Raw genomic sequence first — 20,777 nt, 5'->3', positions numbered from 1 at the left:
GTAATACATGTCTGGCATCGGAGCGGCGTTGCTGAATAGTCTCGATATAGGATTGCTGCTGTTCATTATCGCAGTGGGCCTCAATATCGTGTTCGGTGTGCTGAACATCATCAACTTTGCCCACGGGGCACTTTACATGCTGGGGGCCTATCTGGCCTTCACACTGATCAATATCGCGGGCATGCCTTTCTGGGCAGCCCTGATCCTGGCGCCCATTGGCGTCGCTATCCTGGCCGTCATCATCGACCGGTTGCTGTTGCGCTTTATCTATTCCCGTGACGTGGCAGACAGCCTGCTTCTGACTTTCGCTATCCTGCTGATCATCAACGAGAGTGTGAGGATGATCTGGGGCAGTGGTATCCATGTGGTCCAGCCGCCGGATCTGCTGTCAGGTTCGGTGCGGCTGTTGGGCAGTTCCGTTGCCACCTACAGCCTGTTCGTGATCGTCATCGGCCTACTATTGCTGGCTGGTCTCTGGTACCTATTCAACCGCACCCGCGTCGGCCGCATCATGCGAGCTGCGGCACTGGATCGCGATATGGCCGAGGCGCTGTGCATCAACACCCGGCTGGTGGTGACCGGCGTGTTTGCCTTTGGCGCCTGGCTGGCCGCTGTCGGTGGCGTCATGGCGGCACCCATGCGAGCACTGGACCCCGGCATGGGGGACAAGATCATTATCGAGTCGTTCATTGTGGTGGTGATCGGAGGGCTGGGCAGCTTTCCGGGCGCCTTGCTTGGAGCCATCATCCTGGGCCTGATTCATGGCTTCGGTGGCCGCTACCTGCCGGAAGTGAACCTGCTGTTGCCGTTCGTCGGCATGGCGCTGGTTCTGTTGTTCAAACCACACGGCATTATGGGCAAAGGGGCAAATGCATGAAAACCAAGGTTCTGATGGCCATTCTGGCTGTGGTGATTGCCGGGCTGATTGCGGTGCCCTGGATTGCTTCCTATTTCTATGTGTTTATTTTTACCGAAATCCTGATCCTGGGTCTGTTCGCGGCCAGCTTCAACCTGATTTTCGGTTATACCGGCATGCTGAGCTTCGGGCATGCGGCGTTCTTCGGTATTGGCGCTTACGCCACGGCCCTAGTGCTGATCCACCTGGAGTGGCCGTTCCTGGTCTGTCTGATGGTTTCCATGGGGGCCTCTGCACTACTGGCTTTGATGATCGGCTTCCTGAGCGTCCGCCTCAATGAGGTGTACTTTGCCATGCTGACCCTGGCTTTTGGCATGATGGTCTTTGCTATCGCCTACCAGTGGCGCTCGGTGACCAACGGCAGTGACGGCCTCGCCGGGTTTACCCTGGGCTCCTTCGGGCTGGGGCTTGACCTCACTCTGGCGAATCCCTCGGTCTATTACCATGTGGTGCTGGGTATTGTGGCCATTGCCGCGATAGTGCTTTATCTGATCTGCCGCAGTTCGTTTGGCATGATCCTCAAGGCAATCCGTCAGAATCCCGAGCGGGTATCCTTCGCCGGGCTGAACGTGCGGACGTATCGTCTTGTGGCTTTCGTTATCGCCGGAACCTTTGCGGGCCTGGCCGGTGGTCTGATCGCTCCATTCCTGCGTGTGGCGAGCCCCGAGCTTCTGCACTGGTCGATGTCCGCCGAACCCATACTGATGGCCATCCTGGGGGGTACCGGGTTTTTCCTGGGACCGTTCATCGGCTCTGCGGCGTTCGTATTGCTGGAAACCTGGATCACCACTTACACAGAGTCCTGGATGTTGGTTCTGGGTATCATCCTGGCGCTGATGGTCATCTTCTTCCGCAAGGGGCTGTTGGGCACCGCCATTGACTGGTGGATGGAGGTGAAGAAATGACTAACCCAGTCCTTACCATTGCTAACCTGACCAAGCGTTTTGGCGGCGTCACCGCGGTTTCCGATATCAACCTGGACGTCATGCCCAAGGAAACCATCGCGATTATCGGCCCCAACGGTGCCGGCAAGACCACCTTCTACAACATGGTGTCCGGCCGGATGCAGCCGACGGAAGGCACGATCACGCTGGACGGCAAGGATATCACCGGCCTGCCTCCCCACAAGATCAGCCGACTGGGCGTATCGCGATCGTTCCAGATCAATAATATCTTCCCGGAGATGACGGTGCAGGAGAACGTGGAAGTGGTGCTGTCGGCCTATCATGGCCACAGCCGCAAGCTGTTCAATATTGCGTCCCGCAATACCGCAATCCAGCACGAGGCGGTTGGGTTCCTGAAGCGTCTGGGCATCGACAGCCTGAAAGCACAGCGTGCCGAAGTGATCAGCTACGGCGACAAGCGATTGCTGGAGATCGCCATGGTGCTGGCAACGCAACCGAAGCTGGTGCTTCTGGACGAGCCAACTGCCGGGATGACTCCGGATGAAACCCGGCGCACCACCCAACTGATCAAACAACTTGCCGGTAGCGGTGACTACACCTTCATGATCACCGAGCACGATATGGATGTGGTCTTCAATCTGGCGGACCGGATTCTGGTCATGCACCGTGGCGAGAAGCTTTTTGCCGGTACGCCCGAGGAGGTCAAGAACCACCCTGAGGTGCGTGTTGCCTACCTGGGTGAAGAAGACGACGAAGCGGTCGAGGAGGCCAACCCATGATTCTTGATGTTCGCAACATTCAAACGTTCTATGGCGAGAGTCAGGCGCTCCAGGGTGTTACTCTTCAGCTCGAAGCCGGTGAGACGGTTTGCATTCTGGGCCGGAACGGAGCGGGAAAGAGCACCACCCTGAAAAGTATCATGGGTCTGACACCTCCGAGATCCGGTGAGGTGTTTTATGAGGGCAATCCGATCCAGGGTAGGCCGGCACACAGGATTGCCCGCTCTGGCATCGGGTATGTACCGGAAGACCGCCGGATTTTTCCCGGGCTGACGGTGCGGGATAACCTGGATGTGGCCGCCTATCAACGCAAGGGCAGTGCCGCGCGTTGGACGGTGGATGGCATCCTCAAGAAATACGAGATGCTGGGCGAACGGGCGGACCAGGACGGCGCGACCCTGTCCGGTGGTCAGCAACAGATGCTGGCGGTGGCAAGGTCCCTGATGATTCAGCCACGACTGTTGTTACTGGATGAGCCCAACGAGGGACTGGCCCCGGTTATCGTGCAGCAGATCGGTGAGCTGATTGACGATCTCAGCCAGACCACCACCATCCTGTTTACCGACCAAAGCGTGCGATTCGCACTAAAGCATGCTCAAAGAGCCTACATTCTGGAAAAGGGCCAGGTTGTGCACGAGGCGAGCAGTCAGGACCTGAAGGCGGACCAGGCTACCCAGGACCGATTCTTGTCCGTGGCATAGCGTGGCTTATAATCCCCGCCGCAGAGGCAAACGGACGTGGCAGTTATGATCGAAAATTACGAAGCATTCCGCGGTGAACTCCGCATGTCCAAGGAGGATGTGATCCGCGATGTGTACCGCCAGAACAAGGAACGCATCAGTATCAAAAAGGAGGCGACGGCGGTCAAAAACCTGACCCGCATCATCGACTCGACCCTGCGGCTGGCCAACTCCAAGGGATTCCATGCCATGACGTTGAGGGACCTTTGCGGAGACTCCGGCATGAGCATGGGTGGGCTGTATGCGTATATCCGCAACAAGGATGACCTGATCCACCTGATCCAGAGCCACGGTTTTATTATCACGCGTCGGACTCTTATCCGTTACACGGAAGACGTCGAAGATGTCCGGGACAGAATGTTCTCTGCGATCAAGGCACATCTGTATCTGAGCGAGCTGATGCGGGCCTGGTTCTACTTTTCCTACATGGAAGCGAAGAGCTTGCCGGCTGAGGAAAAACGCGATGCTGTCGCTATTGAATTGGAGATCGAGGAGATCTTTCTGCGGCTCATTGAGGGTGGCATAGAGGCGAAGGTCTATCGCTCGAGAAATGCCCGCCTTGTTGCTTCAATGATCAAAGCCTTGTTACAGGACTGGTACCTGAAACGCCGGAAATACCGTGATCAGGATGTCGCTGTTGACGATTATGCCGCGTTTGTCAGGGATGTAATTGAAGGCTATCTGCTCGGAGAGCGCTGACTCTATTCTGTGAGGAATGTGATGACTATCAGACTGACAAACCCGGCACTTTTGCGCGAAAGCGCCTATATCAACGGTGAATGGGCCCAGGCGCGGTCGGGCAAGCGGCTCGCGGTAACCAATCCCGCCAATGGAGAGCACCTTGCCTATGTGCCGGATATGGACGCCGAAGATACCCGGCAGGCCATTCAGGCAGCTGAGGCCGCATGGTTGGAGTGGCGTGCCCGTCCTGCCAAGGAGCGAGCGGGTGTTCTGCGTCGGTGGTTCGATCTGGTGATGCAGCATCAGGAGGACCTGGCCTGTTTGATGACGGCAGAGCAGGGCAAGCCGTTGGCCGAGGCGCGCGGTGAGGTTGCGTACGGCGCTAGCTTTATCGAGTGGTTTGCCGAGGAAGCCAAGCGAGCCTATGGCGACGTTGTTCCTGGTCATGGTCGTGACAAAAGAATTATGGTCATCAAACAGCCGATCGGGGTTGTGGCGGCCATCACGCCCTGGAACTTTCCGGTGGCCATGATCACCCGCAAGGTTGCTCCGGCACTGGCTGCCGGTTGCCCTGTGGTGGTTAAACCGGCGGAAGACACGCCGTTGTGTGCACTTGCGCTCGCGGTGTTGGCCGAGGAGGCCGGGGTACCGCCGGGGATCCTCAACATCGTTACCTGCTCGAAAAACCGGGCGCCACAGGTGGGCGAGGAAATGACCACCAGCCCCGTGGTTCGCAAGGTGTCTTTTACGGGGTCCACGCCCGTGGGCAAACTTCTCATGCGCCAGGCCAGTGGAACGGTCAAGAAAGTGAGCCTGGAGTTGGGCGGCAATGCGCCATTTCTCGTGTTTGACGATGCCGACCTTGATGCCGCGGTAGCCGGATTAATGGCCTCCAAGTACCGTAATACCGGGCAAACGTGTGTGTGCGCCAACCGCATTTATGTGCAATCCGGCGTGTATGACGAGTTTGTTGAAAAGCTCAAGACGGCGGTTGGCAAGCTGGTCGTGGGGCCAGGCCTGGAAGGCGAAACCCACCAAGGTCCACTGATCAATCAGGCTGCGCTGGACAAAGTCAGGCGGCACATCGCCGATGCCACAGAACGGGGCGCAAAAGTGGTGATGGGAGGCCAGGCACACGCTCTCGGCGGCACTTTCTTCGAGCCCACCATCCTCACCGACGTCACCCAGGACATGCTGGTGGCCAGTGAGGAGACCTTTGGCCCGGTGGCGCCGCTTTTCCGGTTTGAGACTGAAGAACAGGCAATCACCATGGCCAACGATTCGGAATTTGGTCTGGCGGCATACTTCTACAGCAATGATATCCGGCGCATCTGGCATGTGGCCGAGGCCCTGGAAACCGGCATGATCGGCATCAACGATGGCATAATTTCAACCGAGGCCGCCCCCTTCGGCGGGGTCAAGGAAAGCGGCTTGGGTCGTGAGGGGTCACGGTATGGCCTGGACGAGTTCATGGAACTCAAATACCTCTGCCTTGGTGGTATGCGCTAAGCCCCGTATTCAAGGAGAATTAAATGTCCGGTGCCCTATCTCACTTGCGTGTCCTGGATCTCTCCAGGGTGCTGGCCGGCCCTTGGGCGGGCCAACTCCTGGGCGATCTCGGCGCGGAGGTCATCAAGATTGAGCGTCCAAAATCCGGGGACGACACCCGCTCCTGGGGGCCTCCTTATCTTCAGGGGGCTGATGGCAATGCAGATCTATCCGCCTACTTCCTGACCGCTAATCGCAACAAGCAGTCCCTCGCAGTCGATATCGCCCATCCCGAAGGGCAGGAACTGATCCGAAAGCTGGTCGCAGAATCGGATGTCATTCTTGAAAACTTCAAAGTGGGTGGCCTCAAGCGCTATGGCCTAGATTACGACAGCCTGAAGCAAATCAACCCGAAACTCATTTACTGTTCTATCACCGGATTTGGCCAGGATGGCCCGTACGCGAACCGGCCCGGTTATGATTTTTTGATACAGGCCATGGGCGGGCTGATGAGTATCACCGGGCAACCGGACGGCGAGCCCGGCGCCGGGCCGATGAAGGTCGGCGTAGCACTGACGGACATTATGACCGGGCTGTATGCCACGATCGGTGTGCTCGCCGCGCTCAGTCACCGTGACCGTACGGGAGAGGGGCAGTATGTGGAGGCCGCGCTGCTGGATGTGCAGGTGGCCTGCCTGGCCAATCAGGCGATGAATTACCTGGCCACAGGGCAGGCGCCAGGGCGGATGGGTAACGCCCATCCCAATATTGTCCCGTATCAGGATTTCCCTACAGCAGACGGCAACATGGTGTTGACGGTCGGTAACGATGAGCAGTTCGCCCGGTTGTGCGATGTGCTCGGGCATGCGGAGTGGGCAAGCGATGAGCGTTTTGCGACAAACCGGGCTCGCGTGGCGAATCGCAAGGAATTGATTCCAAGGCTGCGGCAGGCCACGGTGATGCGGCCAACGCAGGAATGGGTGCAAGTTCTGGAGCGTTCAGGAGTGCCCTGTGGACCGGTGAATACCCTGGATCAGGTCTTTGAGGATCCACAGGTTCTTGCGCGGGGAATGAAACAGTCTGTTCAACATCCATCGCTGGGCGATGTCCCGACGGTTGGCAATCCAATCAGGCTGAAGCTGACGCCGGTAAGTTACCGGACGGCGCCTCCGCTGTTGGGGGAACAGTCAAAACAGGTCCTGGAGAAGATTGCCGGCCTTTCTAACGTTGAAATAGAGGGTCTGAGGAAACGCGGTGTAATCTCGTGATCCGGTGGCGTTAGCTTTCCTCAGCCAACGCCACCAGATCCGTGCGGATATCCTCCACACTTAGCTCTGGACGGATCAACAGGCGGGCCTTTCCTTCGCGGTCGAACACATACACGGCGCCACTGTGTGAGACGTTGTAGTTGCCTTCCGCATCTGGCTCGTCGTAACCAAAGGTCGTGCGGTAACGCTTACTGAGCTCCCTGAGCGCCGGTTCCTTGCCGGTCAGGCCGATGGCGCGGTCGCTGAAAAAGCTTACGTAGCTGTCGATACGTTCGGGAGTGTCTCGTTGTGGGTCAACACTGACAAAGACAATCCGAGTGTCCGCTCGCAACGCCTCCGGCAAATCCTTCACCGCCCTGGACAGTTTCTGGAGTGTGGCGGGGCAGATATCGGGGCAGGACGTGAAGCCGAAGAACAGCAGCCGGATATTGCCGTCGGTTTGCGAAGCTGTCACCGTTTCGCCGGAAGTACCTGTCAGTTCGAAGGCCAGCTCCGGCATCAGGCCGCTGATGTCCTTGCCGTTCCAGTTCTTATCGCCACCAAAACACCCGCTGAGTATCACTACGGCCCCGACGAGAGCCAGGGCGGACATCGTTTTACGACTGAGGAAGCAGAACCGGTTTTTCATGAATGGCTGGCCTTCAGGTTTTCGGAATTGGGGGACACTTTGCCGTCTTCACGCATGGCACGTCGAAGGATAATCAGTATGCCGAGGATGCTCATCATCGCGGGTGGAATCCAGGTGAGCATTCCTCCCAGCAGCTGGTCCGTTTCTGGCGGCATTGGCCAGGCCCGCCCGCATACCTCATAAACGTCGTACACCATACCTCGCGCAAACACGATATAGGCGCCCAGGATCATCTGGGGGATGGCAACCAGGGCCAGTAGCAGGATACGTTTGCCGTAGCCCAGGGCGTCGCTGATAACAGGAGATCGCGGGTCAAAGATCAGCCACCAGAACAGCATGCCGTCCAGAAACATGCTCCAGTTCATGATCCAGTAAAGATCCCGGCTGAGCATGGCGTCGAAGTGGATTGGCGGCCACAGCCAGAAGTAGATGAGCCCCACAAACAGGAATGAGGCAATCGCCGGGTGCTGGAGAAAACGGTACCCCCATCCCAGCGGCGTCAATGCCCGTCGTACGCCGGGAGTGATCAGGCTGTAGAGGAAGCGCATTACCGGAAGGGGATTGGACAATGCAATCAGGATCGGCCCCAGGTGGTGCAGAATCAGGTGCTGGCCCCGGTGAACGAAAAACATGTACTGGGAGTAGTAATCAAAACGGGTTTGCATCACGCCGTAACAAAGCATGACGCCCACCACAAAAACCAGTATCCGGCCGCTTCCCGGGCGGTCTTCGGCAGGCATCCTGACCAGTCCGTAGCCGTAGAACGCCAGAACGAGCACGAAACTCAATATGGTGAGCGGCGAGAAGTCATAGGGTACAAGGTAGTCTAAGGCCGACATCGGGCTTGCCTTTGTGCTCTGGGGGCTGAACCGGGTGATTGTTTTTTTGGCTGATCCAGAGTTTTACCGGAGTGACGGCTAAATTCAAGAGATTGTTCGGTTTGTTGTGTTAATCCGGATAGCCGGTGATATCGCGGATTTTTCGGTACAGCGGCTGAAGCTGAGAGTACATTTTCAGGTACACCTCACGATACAGGCGCTCATAGAGTTTCTGAGTGTCAGCCTGCGGATGGAAGACATCACCAACTCGGGTCATTGCGTTCACCGCCGTTTCAAAATCCGGATGGAGCCCCAGGCCAACAGCGGCGTCGATGGCAGCACCAAGACCGGAGGTTTCGTAGGTGTGGGGCCGTTCCGCGGGCAGCCCGAAGACATCCGCGGTCAATTGCATGGCGGCGTCACTCTGGGAACCCCCACCGGCCACACGAAGTCTGCGGATAGGGACGCCGCTGCGTTTCTCGATCCGTTCCTTGCCCTCGCGTAGGGCGTAGGCAAGGCCTTCCAGTATGGCGCGGTAGATGTGGGAGCGGGTGTGCACGTCGCCAAAACCGATGATGGAGCCCTTGGCTTCCGGCCCGGGTTGGCGAACCCCGGGTGACCAGTAGGGTTGCAGCATTAACCCCATGGAACCGGCAGGGACAGCCCGAACCAGTTCGTCGAACAGAGCCTCCGGCTCCACGCCCTTTTGCTCCGCCAGTTTCTGTTCCCGCAGGCCGAATTCGCGCTTGAACCAGCTCACCATCCAGAAGCCCCGATAAATCATCACCTCGGTGGAATAGTGGCCGGGCAGGGCGGACGGATAGGGTGGCATCATTCGCACCGGTTCCAGGTAACGCTTGCTGGTGGTGTTGATAGTAGCGGTGGTGCCATAGCTCATGCAGCCAACCTCCGGAGTCAGGCCGCCGGACCCAAGGATTTCGCAGGCCTTATCCGATGCCGCCGCAATCACCGGGAGTGGCCCCGGCAGGCCAAGGTGCCGGGCTGCGTCGTCGGTGAGATTGCCAATTTTGTCGCCGGGCTTGACCAGTTCCGGCAACATTTCACGGCGAACGGGCATGGTGCGCCATTTGAAATCCCGCTGACCGGCCCACTGGTGGCGTTTGTAATCGAACGGGATATACCCCACCTGACTGCCCACGGAGTCTCTGAACTGGCCGGTCAGCCGATAGTTCAGATAGCCCGACAGCAACAGGAAATGCCGGGTGGCCGCCCATATCTCGGGCTGGTTCTGGGCAATCCAGTTGGCCTGGGTTTTCTCTCGAAAGCGGTCAACCGTAGGCTCCAGCCGAAGCAGCTTGAACAGCCAGCCCCATAAGCCGGGCACAGGGCCTTCAACCCGGGCGTGTCGCTGGTCCAGCCAGATGATGGCTGGTCGGAGTGGCGTTCCGTGTTCGTCCAGATTAACGACGGTGCCCCGCTGGGTGGTCAGCGTTACCCCGGCCACTTGATCCGGCCTGGCTTCGGTGTTTTTCCAAAGCAGTTCGCACGCTTTACCGAGGTTTTCCCAAAAGTACTCCGGATGTTGTTCCGCCCAGCCCGGCTGCTCGGAGAAGTAGGGTTCAATCTCCTGTTTGCCCTTGCCGACGAGGTTGCCGTGAGTGTCGAATAGCAGGGCCCGCACGCTCTGTGTGCCGTTGTCGAAAGCCAGGATGAGAGGTTCGGTCGTGTTCATCCGTTGGCCCCCGGTTTGGCCGGAGATGTGGCCGGTAGCGAATAGCTGGCGCGCCAGAGTTCCAGATACCGTGTCTCTTCTCGTTCCCAGGTGTTGTCGTCCCAGGCCAGGATGGCTTTGCACAGGCAACGTATGTCCGGGAGCAGGCCTTTACCGCCTTCTGGAAGCACCAGCCCGAGCCGGGTGCGGCGCAACATCAGGTCATCCAGGTGGATCACGCCGGTATTGGCGGCCGCCCAGGCCAACTCCGCCCACAGGGTGTCGGTGCCGGCAACGGTTTCATGAGTGCCGGCACGCAGGACCTCTGGCAGAGCAGGGCCGTAGAAGCCCTGTAAACGATGCCAGTTCTGATGGCTGATGGCGTCAGGACGTTCGAGGTCCGGGGGCGATGCAAATACCGGCAGCGCATCGTTTCTGAGACGAAAACTCGGCATTTGCCCCCGTTCGAGTACTTCCCGGGCAATCAACCGGAAGGTGGTTAACTTGCCACCGGAGACACTGATCAGACCATTGTCGGACCAGATTACATGCTCCCGATTTTCCTTTGAGGGTTTTCGTGTTTCCTTATTTTGAGTGACCACGGGTGATTGGGTGACGACGGGGCGTACTCCCGCCCAGGTTGCGATCACGTCACGCTCGGTGATGGCACTGGCGGGAAACAGCCTTGAGGAAATCTGCAGCAGGTAGTCCAGCTCCTCCCGATTGATGGCCGGCTCACGGGACAGCGACTCTGTGTGGTCGAGGTCCGTGGTCCCCAGCACCGTCGTGCCTTGCCATGGGAAGGCGAATACCGGCCGACGGTCCTCCGGATGAAACAGCGACACCGAACAGGACACCGGAAGCCGCGAATAGGGAACAACCAAGTGGCTTCCCCTCAGGGGACGTATTCGGGTGTCAGTACTGTCGGTCTGCTTCAGCTGGTCCGCCCAGGCACCCGTGGCGTTAATAACCAGTGGGGTGTTGACGGTCATTTCCAGCGTTTGGGAATCCGTGCTGGTGTCCAGAAGGTGAACGCCTGTGACGGCGTTGGTCTCACTGTTGCGGAGAACTGCCTGCGCCTGCATATAGTTCAGGCAGATCGCACCATCGGCCTCGGCTTCTTCGAGTACACGTTGCACCAGACGCGCATCGTCGGTAACGGCATCGGTGAAGCCGCTGGCACCGGTCAGATGGCTGGTGGAGAGGCCCGGCACCCACTGCAATGTGTCTGCCGGGCTGAGTCGCTGCCTGGACGGCTTGCCCGCAAGTCGGTCGTACAGACGCAGCAGCAGCTGGAACAGCTTAGGGCCGGGGAACTGTTTCTGGTAGTGAGGCATTATGAAGCGCAGGGGGTCGATTAGCCCCGGCGCCTCTGCCAGCAGGCGCTCCCGTTCCCGCACCGCGTCCCGTGTCAGGCGAAAGTGCCCGCTGCCGAGGTAGCGCAGACCACCGTGGATCATTTTCGAAGAACGGCTGGAGGTCCCCCAGGAGAAGTCCCGTTGCTCCACCAGTAAGGTGCTCAAGCCGCTGCCGGCGGCTTCGCGAGCGATGCCCGCTCCGGTGATGCCCCCGCCGACCACAACCACATCGAAGGCGGCGTCGCCACGGGCCAGCTGGTCAAGCTTTTGTTCGCGCGTTAGAGGCATTACTTCTGAACCAGTGTTTGTGGATTCATCAAGCCGGCGGGATCGAATGTCTGGCAAAGAGATCCGATGGCCAGCATGCCCAACTCGCCTTTTTCGACCGGCAGGAAGGGCGCGTGATCCTTGCCAACGCCATGCTGATGGCTAATGGTGCCCCGGTTGTTAACGATAATGCCCGACGTGCTGGTTTTCAGCGTTTGCCAGCGGGCCAGGGTTTCCTCGTAACTGTCGGCCACCCGGAACACATAGGTGGTGTAGAGGCTGCAGCCCTGGGTATAGAAATGCGAAAGATGGGTGAAAACGTGAACCAGCTCCTTCTTTTCATTCAGCTGGTTACGGAGGTTTTCTTCAATCTGGTTTAAGAGTTTGTCGACGTTGTCCCAGTCGGTGGCGGTTTCCAGGGTGTCGACGGCATACCCGAGTTTCCAGAGGGCTTCTCGCAGGTAGGGCATGGTGAAGCGTTTGGCGGCCCATTTCTCGCCCAGTTTTTTACCGGTGTAGATCCCACCAAACTCGCGGCAGAGTTCCCGGGTTTCCGTGAGGGCGTTCCGGCATTGGCGTTTGCTGCCTGTGACGCCAAACGTCATCATGCATTTGCCGTCTTTGGCGCCCCGCAGGCCCAGATAGGACTCCAGCAGGCCAATCATCCCGGGGTGACCCGCCAGGGCGAGCTGGGTTTCAGTTTCGGTGGCGTTGCTCAGGCGCAGCATCGAGAGCTGGGTGCGGTTCTGCACTAGCTTGCGACACGCTGTTCGAGCCTTGTCCCACGACGGGAAGAACATGACATGGAAGCTTTCATGGGCAGGCAGTGGCGTGACGCGCACTTTCACTTCGGTGATAAGGCCGATCCTACCCTCGGAGCCCAGGATCATCTCGCGGATGTCCGGGCCGGCACTGGAGGCGGGAATCGTGGGGATGTCCAGCGTGCCTTTCAGGGTTTCGATGCGGCCCCCGGCAAACAGCTGCTCAATACGACCGTAACGGAGTGATTGTTGACCACTGGATCGGCTGGCGACCCAGCCGCCAATGGTGGACAGTTCGAAAGACTGCGGAAAGTGCCCCAGGGTATAACCCAGCGCCCGTAACTGTGACTCCACCAAGGGGCCCGGGGTGCCAGCCCCAAAGGTGGCGATCTGGCTTTCCCTGTCCAGGTCTGTCAGGCGGTTCATCCGCCCCATATCAACGGTCAGCACCGGCTGATCACTGGCCACGGGGTTGATGTGGCCGGCCACGCTGGTGCCGCCGCCATAGGGAATGAGGGCAACATCGTTCTCTTCGGCATACTGAAGCAGAGCCTGAACATCCAGGGACGACTCCGGATAGGCAACACCATCGGGAAATACGCCAAAGTCGCCGCTGCGCATGGCGAGCCAGTCTGCGAGGCTTTGGCCGCGGGCGTGACGCACCCGATCTTCGGCCGTGTCGATACAGGCCGGATTTGGCGGCAGCCTACTGTCTGGCACCTGGGCACAAACCCGTTCCAGAGATACATCCGCCAACGGAGAGGCGCTTCCTATGCGCTCGTCCAGAAACCGCCGCCCCTCTTTGGGTAATTCAAGATTGAACTGGTCATCTCCCCAGCCGTTCCAGCGTCGCATGTTGGCTGTTCCTTGTTGGTAAATGTGTGTGCGTGTGAATACTCGTGGGGCAGATTGTACCGCCGGGTACTGTTAACGCAGTGTCGCCTGGCGACAAGTCTTGTGTCTTATGCCGACAGCGGTGAGTCTAGCGAAGGCTGTCCACCATGCGATCATTGAGGCTCTGCCATTGCTCCAGTTTTCTCGCTTCTCCGATTCGTTCGGAGTCACCACTGGAACGGTTCAGCCACAGACCGTCGCCGTTAAAACTGTAGACCGGTTCCAGGTCCTGCCTCTGGGACGCGGGTTTGATCTCGTTGATAAGGTTGTCGAGGATCAGTGGATCAGCGTCGGGCTCGGGATACCACGCCAGTACCATATGCGCCTGGTTCAGCTTGAGGGCTTTGACATAAACGATGCGGAGTTGCTCGTCGGGAACGCCCATGGATTTAAGGGTGAGGTATTTTGCGATGGAGAAGTCCTCGCAATCGCCGCCATTGGTGGTCAGCAGTTCAACAGGTGTCGCCCAGTAGTCTTCCTCGCCCCAGTGGGCAATGTCGCTGACAAACCGGACCCGGTTAAAGAAGGAATTCACGAGCCGGAGCTGGCGGTCGACCGCTGCCCGGGAAGCCATATCGTGAAGGTTTTGCCAGGTTTCCAGCCGGTCCTGGGCCTCCTGGCCGAATTCCGAACGCACGTAGGTCATGAGCCGTTCGCTGAGTTCGAAGGCGGCCACCGTTAACGTGATGACCATGAGTAGCATGGAAAGCAGGGAGCCGCTGCGGCGAGGATTCGATGCGGCCGTCTCCATGGCTGTCCTCAGTTGTTGGTTCTCAGGCGTTCGCGAAGTTGTTCCAGGCGCTGCCGGATTTCCTCGCGGCGTTGGTCGCTGGTGTCTGTGTTGGTGGAGGTAGATCGTCTGTCCACACCAGTTGAACGAATTTGCGTGCCACTGGGTTCCTCCTGTTCGTTGGAGGTTTGCGTGGAAGCCATGGAGAGCCCCGTTCTGTCTTCATCTTCGGGAAAATAGAGGTTCTCGAGTTTGCCGCTGCGCTCAATGATGATGCGATTGGGGCGAACAGAACGAAGGGTCGCATTGCCAGGCAACTCATCACCCACCAGATAGGCTTCGGTGTTTCGCTTGTCGTCTTCAATCAACGCGCTACCAGGAAAGTCGCCCGAGGCGGCCAGCACACCGCGAAGAAACAGCCGCAGATTGGTTTCCGGCAGGTTTTCAGTATCGGGTTCCGTTTGGGGCGCCTCTTTACCGGGTTCTCCAAACAAGGCAAAAGAGGCCAGGTTTACCTCTGGCACCTTCCGGGTGTCGGTTTCCGCCGTTGTCATGTCAGCAGTGGAAGTGGTGTCGCCGGCACTGGTTTCATTCTGCCAGAAACGAACGCCCTGCCACGCTGTCACAGTGATCATGGCGATGCCTGCGACGATGGTGAGTATCAGTGGTAACCTTGAACTGGTAAAAAGCATTGAATGTCCCGAAAAGAGCAGGTGTGGGCCGGCAAAAGGCTCACAGGTTATCAGACTGCAACGATTTATTGGCAGTATAGTGTATAGAGTTATTCAGCGGTTCCATATCCTATGGTAGCCTTTCTGAATTAATTGAATAGAAAGGGATTCCGGAACTTTTTTCTTCCCGCCCCGGCAACAAAACGAGGACGACCGTGGACACAGACACAGAACTTCAGCCGCAGGATGCTCCGCTGGGCCGTCTACCTTTCACGTTCGCCAAACGCAACGGTGTGATTCTGACCCGTGACGACGATGGCGACCCTGTAATCCTGGTACGGCCCGGGGCGGGTCACTCAGCGCTGGCGGAAGCCAACCGCATCAGCGGGGGGCGTGCAAGGTTTTCTCCCATTGATCCGGCCCGGTTCGACGCCGCGCTGAACGCCGCTTACCAGAATGATTCCGCCGAAGCCATGCAGATGGTGGAAGGTATTGGCGATGATATGGACCTGGCGTCGCTGGCGGATTCGGTGCCCGAAACCGAAGATCTGCTGGAGCAGGAAGACGACGCCCCGATCATTCGGCTTATCAACGCCATTCTTACCGAGGCGGTCAAAACCAGCGCCTCTGATGTTCATATTGAAACCTACGAAACACGACTTGTGGTTCGCTTCCGGGTGGATGGTGTTCTGCGGGAAGTGGTACAGCCCAAGCGAGCGCTGGCGCCCTTGCTGGTGTCGCGGATCAAGGTTATGGCCAAGCTGGACATCGCGGAGAAACGGGTGCCACAGGATGGTCGTATCGCCCTGCGGGTTGCCGGACGTGAAGTCGACATTCGTGTGTCCACCATGCCCTCATCCAGCGGTGAACGGGTGGTATTGCGTCTTCTGGACAAACAGGCCGGGAGCATTCGCCTGGAATCCCTTGGTATGGCGGGCGGCGATCTTAAAATACTGCGCCGGCTGATCTATCGGCCCTATGGCATCCTGCTGGTAACCGGTCCCACCGGTTCCGGCAAATCCACAACATTGTATGCGTCGCTGCAGGAAATCAACGATCGTAGCCGGAACATACTGACCGTTGAGGACCCGATCGAGTACAACCTGCCCGGTATCGGCCAGACCCAGGTCAACACCAAGGTGGATATGACCTTCGCCCGAGGGCTCCGGGCCATTCTGCGTCAGGACCCGGATGTGGTCATGATCGGTGAAATCCGTGACCTGGAAACGGCGGAAATCGCTGTTCAGGCCAGTTTGACCGGGCACCTGGTGTTGTCGACTCTCCACACCAACACCGCCGTGGGCGCGATTACCCGCTTGATGGACATGGGCATTGAGCCGTTCCTGATTTCTTCCAGTCTGGTGGGCATCGTGGCCCAGCGATTGGTGCGCGTGCTCTGCAAGGACTGTTGTGAACCCTACACACCGAGCGAAGAGCATTGCGAATTCCTGCAGCAGGACCCGGCCAATCCGCCGACGATTCATCGCGCCAAGGGCTGCGAACACTGCAACCAGTTGGGGTATCGGGGCCGTATTGGTATCTACGAAGTCGTTGAGGTCAACGAGGAGATCAGCTCATTGATCCATAAGCGGGCAGGGGAGCTGGATCTCGAACACGAAGCCAGACTTCATGGGCCGAGCATCCATGCCGATGGCGTCCAGAAAATCCTGGATGGGGTGACCACGGTTGAAGAGGTCCTTCGCGTGACCCACCGGAGCAGGTAACTCCATGCCAGCATTCGATTACAAGGCACTCGACAGTCGCGGCAAACAGAAACAGGGCGTTGTCGAGGCCGATGCACCAAGGGCGGTTCGCCAGCAATTACGGGAACGGGGCCTGACGCCCCTGGCGGTGGAGCCGGCCTCGGAGAAACAGGCGCGGAGCAACCCACTGAGCAGCCGGGGCAGCCTGGCAACGGCGGACCTGGCTCTGGTGACCCGTCAGTTGGCGACGCTTATCCAGTCCGGCATCCCCATTGAACAGGCGCTTTCGGCGGCCGCCCAGCAGTCTTCCAGGCCGCGCATTCGCAGCATGCTGATCGCCATACGTGCAAAAGTTATGGAGGGTTACAGCCTGGCGGACAGCCTGGGTGAGTTCCCACGGGCATTTCCACGGCTCTATCGCTCCACCGTTGCGGCGGGAGAGCACGCCGGCCATCTGGATTTGGTGCTCAACCGGCTGGCGGACTATACCGAAGCCCGGCAGGAGGCCCGTCAGAAAATCCAGTTGGCGGCCATTTACCCAATCATTCTCAGCGTTGTGGCCATCGCCATTGTGGTGTTCCTGTTGACCTATGTTGTGCCGGACATCATCGAGGTGTTTGTAAAGCAGGGGCAGGAGCTTCCGGCGTTGACGGCCGCCATGCTGGCAGTCTCTGATTTTCTGGGCAACTACGGTATTTATCTGCTGATACTGATCATTATGGCACTGGTTGTTTTCCGGTGGTCATTGAAGAAACCCTCGTTCCGGCTCCGCTTCCATAAAAGCCTACTGAATATGCCGCTGTTTTCAGGCATGGTTCGCGGTGTCAACACCGCACGCTATGCCAGTACACTGAGCATTCTGACCACCAGCGGTGTGCCGTTGGTGGAAGCCATGCGTATTGCCGGTGAGGTGCTCTCAAATGACCACCTGCGTCAGGAACTGCGGGATGCAGCAAGAAAGGTGAGTGAAGGCGGCTCCCTGCATCGCTCACTCGACCAGACGGGGTACTTCCCACCGATGATGCTGCACATGATCGCCAGCGGTGAAGCCAGCGGCGAGCTGGACAGCATGCTGGAGCGGACAGCGACGATGCAGGAGAACACCCTGCAATCCAAGATTGCTGCCATCGTGGGCCTGTTCGAGCCGATGATGCTGCTGTTAATGGGCGTGGTTGTGTTGATTATCGTGCTGGCAATCATGCTTCCGATCCTGAATATGAGCAACCTGGTTGGCTAGGCCAGGACCGGCAGGCCAACCCCATTTCCAAACCCAGAGATAGGGACAGATGAAGAGCGAAACAATGAAACATCAAGTGGCACAACGGGGTTTTACCCTGATCGAAATCATGGTGGTCATGGTTATTCTGGGCTTGCTGGTAGCCATTGTGGCACCCAACATCATGGGACGAAGTGACCAGGCCCGAGTGACCGTCGCCGAAACCCAGATGAGCAACATCGCGAACGCGCTGGACCTTTACCGCCTTGATAACAGCCATTACCCGTCAACCCAGCAGGGCCTTGAGGCACTGGTGTCCAAACCCAGTGGCAGCCCCGAGCCGAAGAACTGGAATCCGGAGGGGTACCTGAACAGCGTTCCCGAAGATCCCTGGGGTGCGCCATACCAGTATGTGAACCCAGGCAGGGAAGGCCCTTATGATCTGTACTCGTACGGTGCCGATGGCCGTGAGGGCGGCGACGGTGATAACGCCGACATCAGTGTATGGAAGGTCAGGGACTGATTGTGCTCTCCAGGACGCGACAGTCGGGCTTCACACTGATCGAAATACTCGTTGTCCTGGTGGTGGTTGGACTGCTCGCGGCGCTTGCGGTTATGTCGATGGGTGGTAGCTCGCGTGATCGCGAGATGGAAAATGAAGTCCGCGAGCTCTACCTGCTGATGCAGACTGCCTCGGAGCAGGCGATACTGAACAATACTGAGCTGGGCCTGATCCTCGAGGAAGACAGCTATCGTTTCGTCGCCTGGGAAGAGGTGAGTGGCGAATGGAAGCAACCAGCCGAGCGGATGTTCCGGACACGGAGCTTTCCGGAATGGATCACGGTGACTGAATACATCGAAAGCGATACCCCACGCCTGGCGTCTGACGAAGATGAACTGAGGCCGGATGTGGTGTTTTTCTCCAGCGGTGAAACCACGCCCTTTGAGATTGAGTTCCTTGTTGGCCGCGACGATTCCCGGATGCACACCATTGCGTCTGATGGCGTTTCTCCCCTGGAATGGCGCCATCCCGGGAGCGAGGAGGCCGAAGAAGAATGAAAGGCCAGCGCGGTTTCACACTGATTGAGGTCCTGGTGGCTCTGCTGGTTTTCGGCCTCATTGCCACCGCAGCGGCTGAGGTGGGTAGTCAGTATATTTCCAGCTATGAGCGAATTCGCGACAAAACCCTGGCGGGCTGGGTGGCGGACAATCGCATCAACGAAATCCGGCTTCAGGAAGATCTGCCTTCTATTTCAGAGAACTCGGACGACATCGAATACGGCTCGTATCAATGGCAGGTAACCACCGCTGTCCTTGCCACCGAAGACCCCTCCATTCTTCGTGTTGAGGTGACCGTGGCTCAATATCGCGGCAACAGAACTGAGCCCGCCCCGATCCACACGCTGTCTGCGTTTATTGGTGAGAACTGATGTCGGCCCCCATGATCATTGCCCAACACAGGTCTCGTCCCTCCGCTCAAGCTGGCTTTACCCTGATGGAAGTGCTTATCGCGGTTACCATCACCGCAGTTATCGGCCTCGGGGTATGGCAGGTGTTGGGCAATGTGGTCTCGTCCAGGGACCGGGTCAACGAAGTCGCGGAACAGTTTGATGATATTCAACGCACCATGCTCTTGCTGGAGCGAGACATTACCCAGGTGGTGAACCGGTCCGCCCGGGACATCTACGGCGATTTCCGTCCAGCGCTGACCAGCCGTGAAGAAGAGTTTTCATTGATTCTTACCCGCCAGGGCTGGCGCAACCCACTGGGCACTCGCCGCAGCAGTCTGCAGCGGGTGGGCTGGGAATACACCGGGGATGAATTGCGCCGGCGGTACTGGGTAACCGTCGACAGGGGGCAGGAAGACAACAGCCAGGACCTTCTTCTGCTGTCCAACGTCACTGAATTCACGGTTCGCTTTCTCGATGATCAGCGAAACTGGCGGGATGAATGGCCTGATGAAGAGAGTATGGCCAATATGACACCGGGTACGCGCCCCGATATTCCCTTACCGCTGGGTATTGAGGTCACCATTGAGCATGAACGTTTTGGAGAGCTGGTAAGAACCTTCACGCTTCCTGATTTTGACAACGACGTTGCCCAGGGTGTGGTGAATAGCGTCAACGATGCCGCAGACGATCAGGACGATGATCAACAACAGGATCAGGATCAGAATCCAAACCCTGGCCAGGACTCATCGGGGACAGGAGTGACGGGTGGCTAAGCATCCATTCATTGGTAGGCACGGTGGTCGCCAGAGTGGCGTTGCACTGATCATGGTGCTCCTCGCCATGGCGCTTGTGGTCATGCTGGCAACAGGCATGACCCAGCAGCAAAGCGTGCGGGTATTCCGAGCCAGCCACTACCTTGCCCAGCAGCAGGGGCACAGCGTGGCCCTGGGTGCGGAAGCCTTTGCCCGCCAGATTCTGGTGCGCGACTTTGAGGACGACAAGGAGAACAACCTCATGGTCGACAGCCTGGACGAATTCTGGGCAAAGAATGCCGCCATCCTCCCGCTGGACGACAACGGCGTGGCGGAGGTCCAGATTGATGATCTCGGTGGCAGGATCAATCTCAACGACCTGGTAAGCGCCAACGGGCAGGTCGACCCCATTGTTCGTGATCGAATCGCCCGTTTGCTCCAGGTGCTCGAAATCACCACGGTCAATGTCGATGCGCTGGTGGATTGGATCGACCCGAACGACCAGACCGTCAGCGCGTATGGGGCCGAGGACGGTCAGTACCTTTCCGCGGATCCGGCCTACCGGGCCGGCAATCAACCCTTTGTTGATGTTTCCGAGCTTCGCATGATTGATGGTATGACCGAGGAAGCTTATCGGGCACTGAGACCACACGTAACGGCGTTACCGGTGACGGGGTTGGGCGTCAACGTCAACACTGCGACGGCACCAGTGCTCAGGTCTCTCCATGAGGAACTGACACAGGCTCAGGCAGACGCTATTCTGGAAAGACGCACGGAAGAGCGCTTCGAGAATGTACAGGACTTCCTGGCACTGGATGAATTTGCGGGGAGGGGGATGAAACCCACGGGCCTCGGTCTGCAAACCCGTTTTTTTGAAGTAGTATCGCGGATTACCTACGATAACCGGGTTGCCAACCTGGTCAGCACGGTTTATCGAAGCCCGGAAGGCGAGATGCAGACCGTGTCTCGTGACACCGGGCAAAAGAATCGTATAACCAAGGAACCGTTCACGATCTCCGGGGAATAGGGAAGTCCGGAGCCGGAAAACCGTTACAAAAAGAACCGATAACCCCCAGAGG

The 20,777-nt window shown here is 58.2% G+C and carries 21 protein-coding genes; 14 read left to right on the top strand and 7 right to left on the bottom strand.

The annotated features are described in order from the left end of the window. The first annotated feature begins 7 nt into the window (after positions 1-7). From SIC19_RS00170 to SIC19_RS00140, 7 genes are read left to right on the top strand one after another with little or no spacing between them, the layout of a single operon-like run. Entirely contained in the window at positions 8-877 is an 870-nt protein-coding gene (locus SIC19_RS00170) for a branched-chain amino acid ABC transporter permease (protein WP_041334926.1), read from the top strand. Beyond that, on the top strand, positions 874-1,821 hold the full coding sequence (locus tag SIC19_RS00165; RefSeq protein ID WP_127401180.1) for a branched-chain amino acid ABC transporter permease: 948 nt from the start codon (positions 874-876) through the stop codon (positions 1,819-1,821). The genes SIC19_RS00170 and SIC19_RS00165 overlap by 4 nt, the downstream gene beginning before the upstream one ends. Further along, positions 1,818-2,600, top strand: coding sequence for an ABC transporter ATP-binding protein (locus SIC19_RS00160; RefSeq protein WP_127401182.1), 783 nt, complete (start codon positions 1,818-1,820; stop codon positions 2,598-2,600). Before SIC19_RS00165 ends, SIC19_RS00160 begins: the two co-directional genes overlap by 4 nt. Beyond that, on the top strand, positions 2,597-3,301 hold the full coding sequence (locus tag SIC19_RS00155) for an ABC transporter ATP-binding protein (protein ID WP_127401184.1): 705 nt from the start codon (positions 2,597-2,599) through the stop codon (positions 3,299-3,301). The genes SIC19_RS00160 and SIC19_RS00155 overlap by 4 nt, the downstream gene beginning before the upstream one ends. 45 nt (positions 3,302-3,346) lie before the next feature. Beyond that, positions 3,347-4,039, top strand: a complete 693-nt coding sequence (locus SIC19_RS00150; RefSeq protein WP_127401186.1) for a TetR/AcrR family transcriptional regulator — start codon at positions 3,347-3,349, stop codon at positions 4,037-4,039. A 27-nt stretch (positions 4,040-4,066) separates the two neighbouring features. After that, positions 4,067-5,530 carry an NAD-dependent succinate-semialdehyde dehydrogenase gene (locus tag SIC19_RS00145; RefSeq protein WP_127402379.1) on the top strand — a complete coding sequence of 488 codons (1,464 nt, stop codon included), beginning with the start codon at positions 4,067-4,069 and terminating at the stop codon, positions 5,528-5,530. Between the two features lie 23 nt (positions 5,531-5,553). After that, a complete protein-coding gene (locus SIC19_RS00140) occupies positions 5,554-6,777 on the top strand; it encodes a CaiB/BaiF CoA transferase family protein (RefSeq protein WP_127401188.1) in 1,224 nt (407 codons plus the stop codon). Between the two features lie 10 nt (positions 6,778-6,787). Here SIC19_RS00140 and SIC19_RS00135 read toward each other — a convergent pair whose 3' ends face one another. The 7 genes from SIC19_RS00135 to SIC19_RS00105 form a co-directional block, all read right to left on the bottom strand. Next, positions 6,788-7,405, bottom strand: coding sequence for an SCO family protein (locus tag SIC19_RS00135; RefSeq protein WP_127401190.1), 618 nt, complete (start codon positions 7,403-7,405; stop codon positions 6,788-6,790). Further along, complete coding sequence (locus SIC19_RS00130; protein ID WP_127401192.1) at positions 7,402-8,244, bottom strand: cytochrome c oxidase assembly protein; 843 nt, start codon at positions 8,242-8,244, stop codon at positions 7,402-7,404. Before SIC19_RS00130 ends, SIC19_RS00135 begins: the two co-directional genes overlap by 4 nt. Before the next feature lie 109 nt (positions 8,245-8,353). Further along, a complete protein-coding gene (locus tag SIC19_RS00125; RefSeq protein ID WP_127401194.1) occupies positions 8,354-9,916 on the bottom strand; it encodes an FGGY-family carbohydrate kinase in 1,563 nt (520 codons plus the stop codon). Then, on the bottom strand, positions 9,913-11,541 hold the full coding sequence (locus SIC19_RS00120; protein ID WP_127401196.1) for a glycerol-3-phosphate dehydrogenase/oxidase: 1,629 nt from the start codon (positions 11,539-11,541) through the stop codon (positions 9,913-9,915). Before SIC19_RS00120 ends, SIC19_RS00125 begins: the two co-directional genes overlap by 4 nt. Next, the gene (locus SIC19_RS00115) at positions 11,541-13,136 is read right to left on the bottom strand and encodes an FAD-binding oxidoreductase (protein WP_127401198.1); all 1,596 of its coding nucleotides are present in this window, start codon (positions 13,134-13,136) and stop codon (positions 11,541-11,543) included. Before SIC19_RS00115 ends, SIC19_RS00120 begins: the two co-directional genes overlap by 1 nt. 127 nt (positions 13,137-13,263) lie before the next feature. Further along, entirely contained in the window at positions 13,264-13,926 is a 663-nt protein-coding gene (locus tag SIC19_RS00110) for a transglutaminase-like cysteine peptidase (protein ID WP_041334914.1), read from the bottom strand. A gap of 8 nt (positions 13,927-13,934) precedes the next feature. Beyond that, positions 13,935-14,597 carry a type II secretion system protein N gene (locus SIC19_RS00105; RefSeq protein WP_127401200.1) on the bottom strand — a complete coding sequence of 221 codons (663 nt, stop codon included), beginning with the start codon at positions 14,595-14,597 and terminating at the stop codon, positions 13,935-13,937. 194 nt (positions 14,598-14,791) lie between these two features. Here SIC19_RS00105 and gspE point away from each other — a divergent pair, with 194 nt between their 5' ends. From gspE to gspK, 7 genes are all read left to right on the top strand, one after another. Then, positions 14,792-16,300, top strand: coding sequence for a type II secretion system ATPase GspE (gene gspE / locus SIC19_RS00100; protein ID WP_036207103.1), 1,509 nt, complete (start codon positions 14,792-14,794; stop codon positions 16,298-16,300). Between the two features lie 4 nt (positions 16,301-16,304). Next, a complete protein-coding gene (gspF, locus tag SIC19_RS00095; protein WP_127401202.1) occupies positions 16,305-17,516 on the top strand; it encodes a type II secretion system inner membrane protein GspF in 1,212 nt (403 codons plus the stop codon). Between the two features lie 64 nt (positions 17,517-17,580). After that, complete coding sequence (gene gspG, locus SIC19_RS00090) at positions 17,581-18,018, top strand: type II secretion system major pseudopilin GspG (protein ID WP_185906437.1); 438 nt, start codon at positions 17,581-17,583, stop codon at positions 18,016-18,018. After that, positions 18,000-18,554 carry a type II secretion system minor pseudopilin GspH gene (gene gspH, locus SIC19_RS00085; protein ID WP_127401206.1) on the top strand — a complete coding sequence of 185 codons (555 nt, stop codon included), beginning with the start codon at positions 18,000-18,002 and terminating at the stop codon, positions 18,552-18,554. The genes gspG and gspH overlap by 19 nt, the downstream gene beginning before the upstream one ends. Then, positions 18,551-18,925 carry a type II secretion system minor pseudopilin GspI gene (gene gspI / locus SIC19_RS00080; protein WP_127401208.1) on the top strand — a complete coding sequence of 125 codons (375 nt, stop codon included), beginning with the start codon at positions 18,551-18,553 and terminating at the stop codon, positions 18,923-18,925. The genes gspH and gspI overlap by 4 nt, the downstream gene beginning before the upstream one ends. Next, on the top strand, positions 18,925-19,719 hold the full coding sequence (gspJ, locus tag SIC19_RS00075) for a type II secretion system minor pseudopilin GspJ (protein WP_228712239.1): 795 nt from the start codon (positions 18,925-18,927) through the stop codon (positions 19,717-19,719). The genes gspI and gspJ overlap by 1 nt, the downstream gene beginning before the upstream one ends. After that, positions 19,712-20,725, top strand: a complete 1,014-nt coding sequence (gspK, locus tag SIC19_RS00070) for a type II secretion system minor pseudopilin GspK (protein ID WP_185906438.1) — start codon at positions 19,712-19,714, stop codon at positions 20,723-20,725. The genes gspJ and gspK overlap by 8 nt, the downstream gene beginning before the upstream one ends. Positions 20,726-20,777: the final 52 nt, after the last annotated feature.

The organism is Marinobacter sp. MIT930201, assembly GCF_047122665.1.
Classification (GTDB): Bacteria; Pseudomonadota; Gammaproteobacteria; order Pseudomonadales; family Oleiphilaceae; genus Marinobacter; species Marinobacter salarius.
The sequence above is the reverse complement of the archived record's forward strand: the minus strand, read 5'-3'. Positions and strand labels throughout refer to the sequence as shown.

Coding starts and splice junctions, on each gene's coding strand:
- SIC19_RS00140 (WP_127401188.1), top strand. CDS start 5,554: ATGTCCGGTGCCCTATCTCACTTGCGTGTCCTGGATCTCTCCAGGGTG.
- SIC19_RS00105 (WP_127401200.1), bottom strand. CDS start 14,597: ATGCTTTTTACCAGTTCAAGGTTACCACTGATACTCACCATCGTCGCA.
- SIC19_RS00130 (WP_127401192.1), bottom strand. CDS start 8,244: ATGTCGGCCTTAGACTACCTTGTACCCTATGACTTCTCGCCGCTCACC.
- SIC19_RS00170 (WP_041334926.1), top strand. CDS start 8: ATGTCTGGCATCGGAGCGGCGTTGCTGAATAGTCTCGATATAGGATTG.
- gspH (WP_127401206.1), top strand. CDS start 18,000: ATGGAAGGTCAGGGACTGATTGTGCTCTCCAGGACGCGACAGTCGGGC.
- SIC19_RS00135 (WP_127401190.1), bottom strand. CDS start 7,405: ATGAAAAACCGGTTCTGCTTCCTCAGTCGTAAAACGATGTCCGCCCTG.
- gspG (WP_185906437.1), top strand. CDS start 17,581: ATGAAACATCAAGTGGCACAACGGGGTTTTACCCTGATCGAAATCATG.
- SIC19_RS00155 (WP_127401184.1), top strand. CDS start 2,597: ATGATTCTTGATGTTCGCAACATTCAAACGTTCTATGGCGAGAGTCAG.
- SIC19_RS00120 (WP_127401196.1), bottom strand. CDS start 11,541: ATGCCTCTAACGCGCGAACAAAAGCTTGACCAGCTGGCCCGTGGCGAC.
- SIC19_RS00115 (WP_127401198.1), bottom strand. CDS start 13,136: ATGCGACGCTGGAACGGCTGGGGAGATGACCAGTTCAATCTTGAATTA.
- SIC19_RS00165 (WP_127401180.1), top strand. CDS start 874: ATGAAAACCAAGGTTCTGATGGCCATTCTGGCTGTGGTGATTGCCGGG.
- SIC19_RS00160 (WP_127401182.1), top strand. CDS start 1,818: ATGACTAACCCAGTCCTTACCATTGCTAACCTGACCAAGCGTTTTGGC.
- gspI (WP_127401208.1), top strand. CDS start 18,551: ATGAAAGGCCAGCGCGGTTTCACACTGATTGAGGTCCTGGTGGCTCTG.
- SIC19_RS00150 (WP_127401186.1), top strand. CDS start 3,347: ATGATCGAAAATTACGAAGCATTCCGCGGTGAACTCCGCATGTCCAAG.
- SIC19_RS00110 (WP_041334914.1), bottom strand. CDS start 13,926: ATGGAGACGGCCGCATCGAATCCTCGCCGCAGCGGCTCCCTGCTTTCC.
- SIC19_RS00125 (WP_127401194.1), bottom strand. CDS start 9,916: ATGAACACGACCGAACCTCTCATCCTGGCTTTCGACAACGGCACACAG.
- gspF (WP_127401202.1), top strand. CDS start 16,305: ATGCCAGCATTCGATTACAAGGCACTCGACAGTCGCGGCAAACAGAAA.
- gspJ (WP_228712239.1), top strand. CDS start 18,925: ATGTCGGCCCCCATGATCATTGCCCAACACAGGTCTCGTCCCTCCGCT.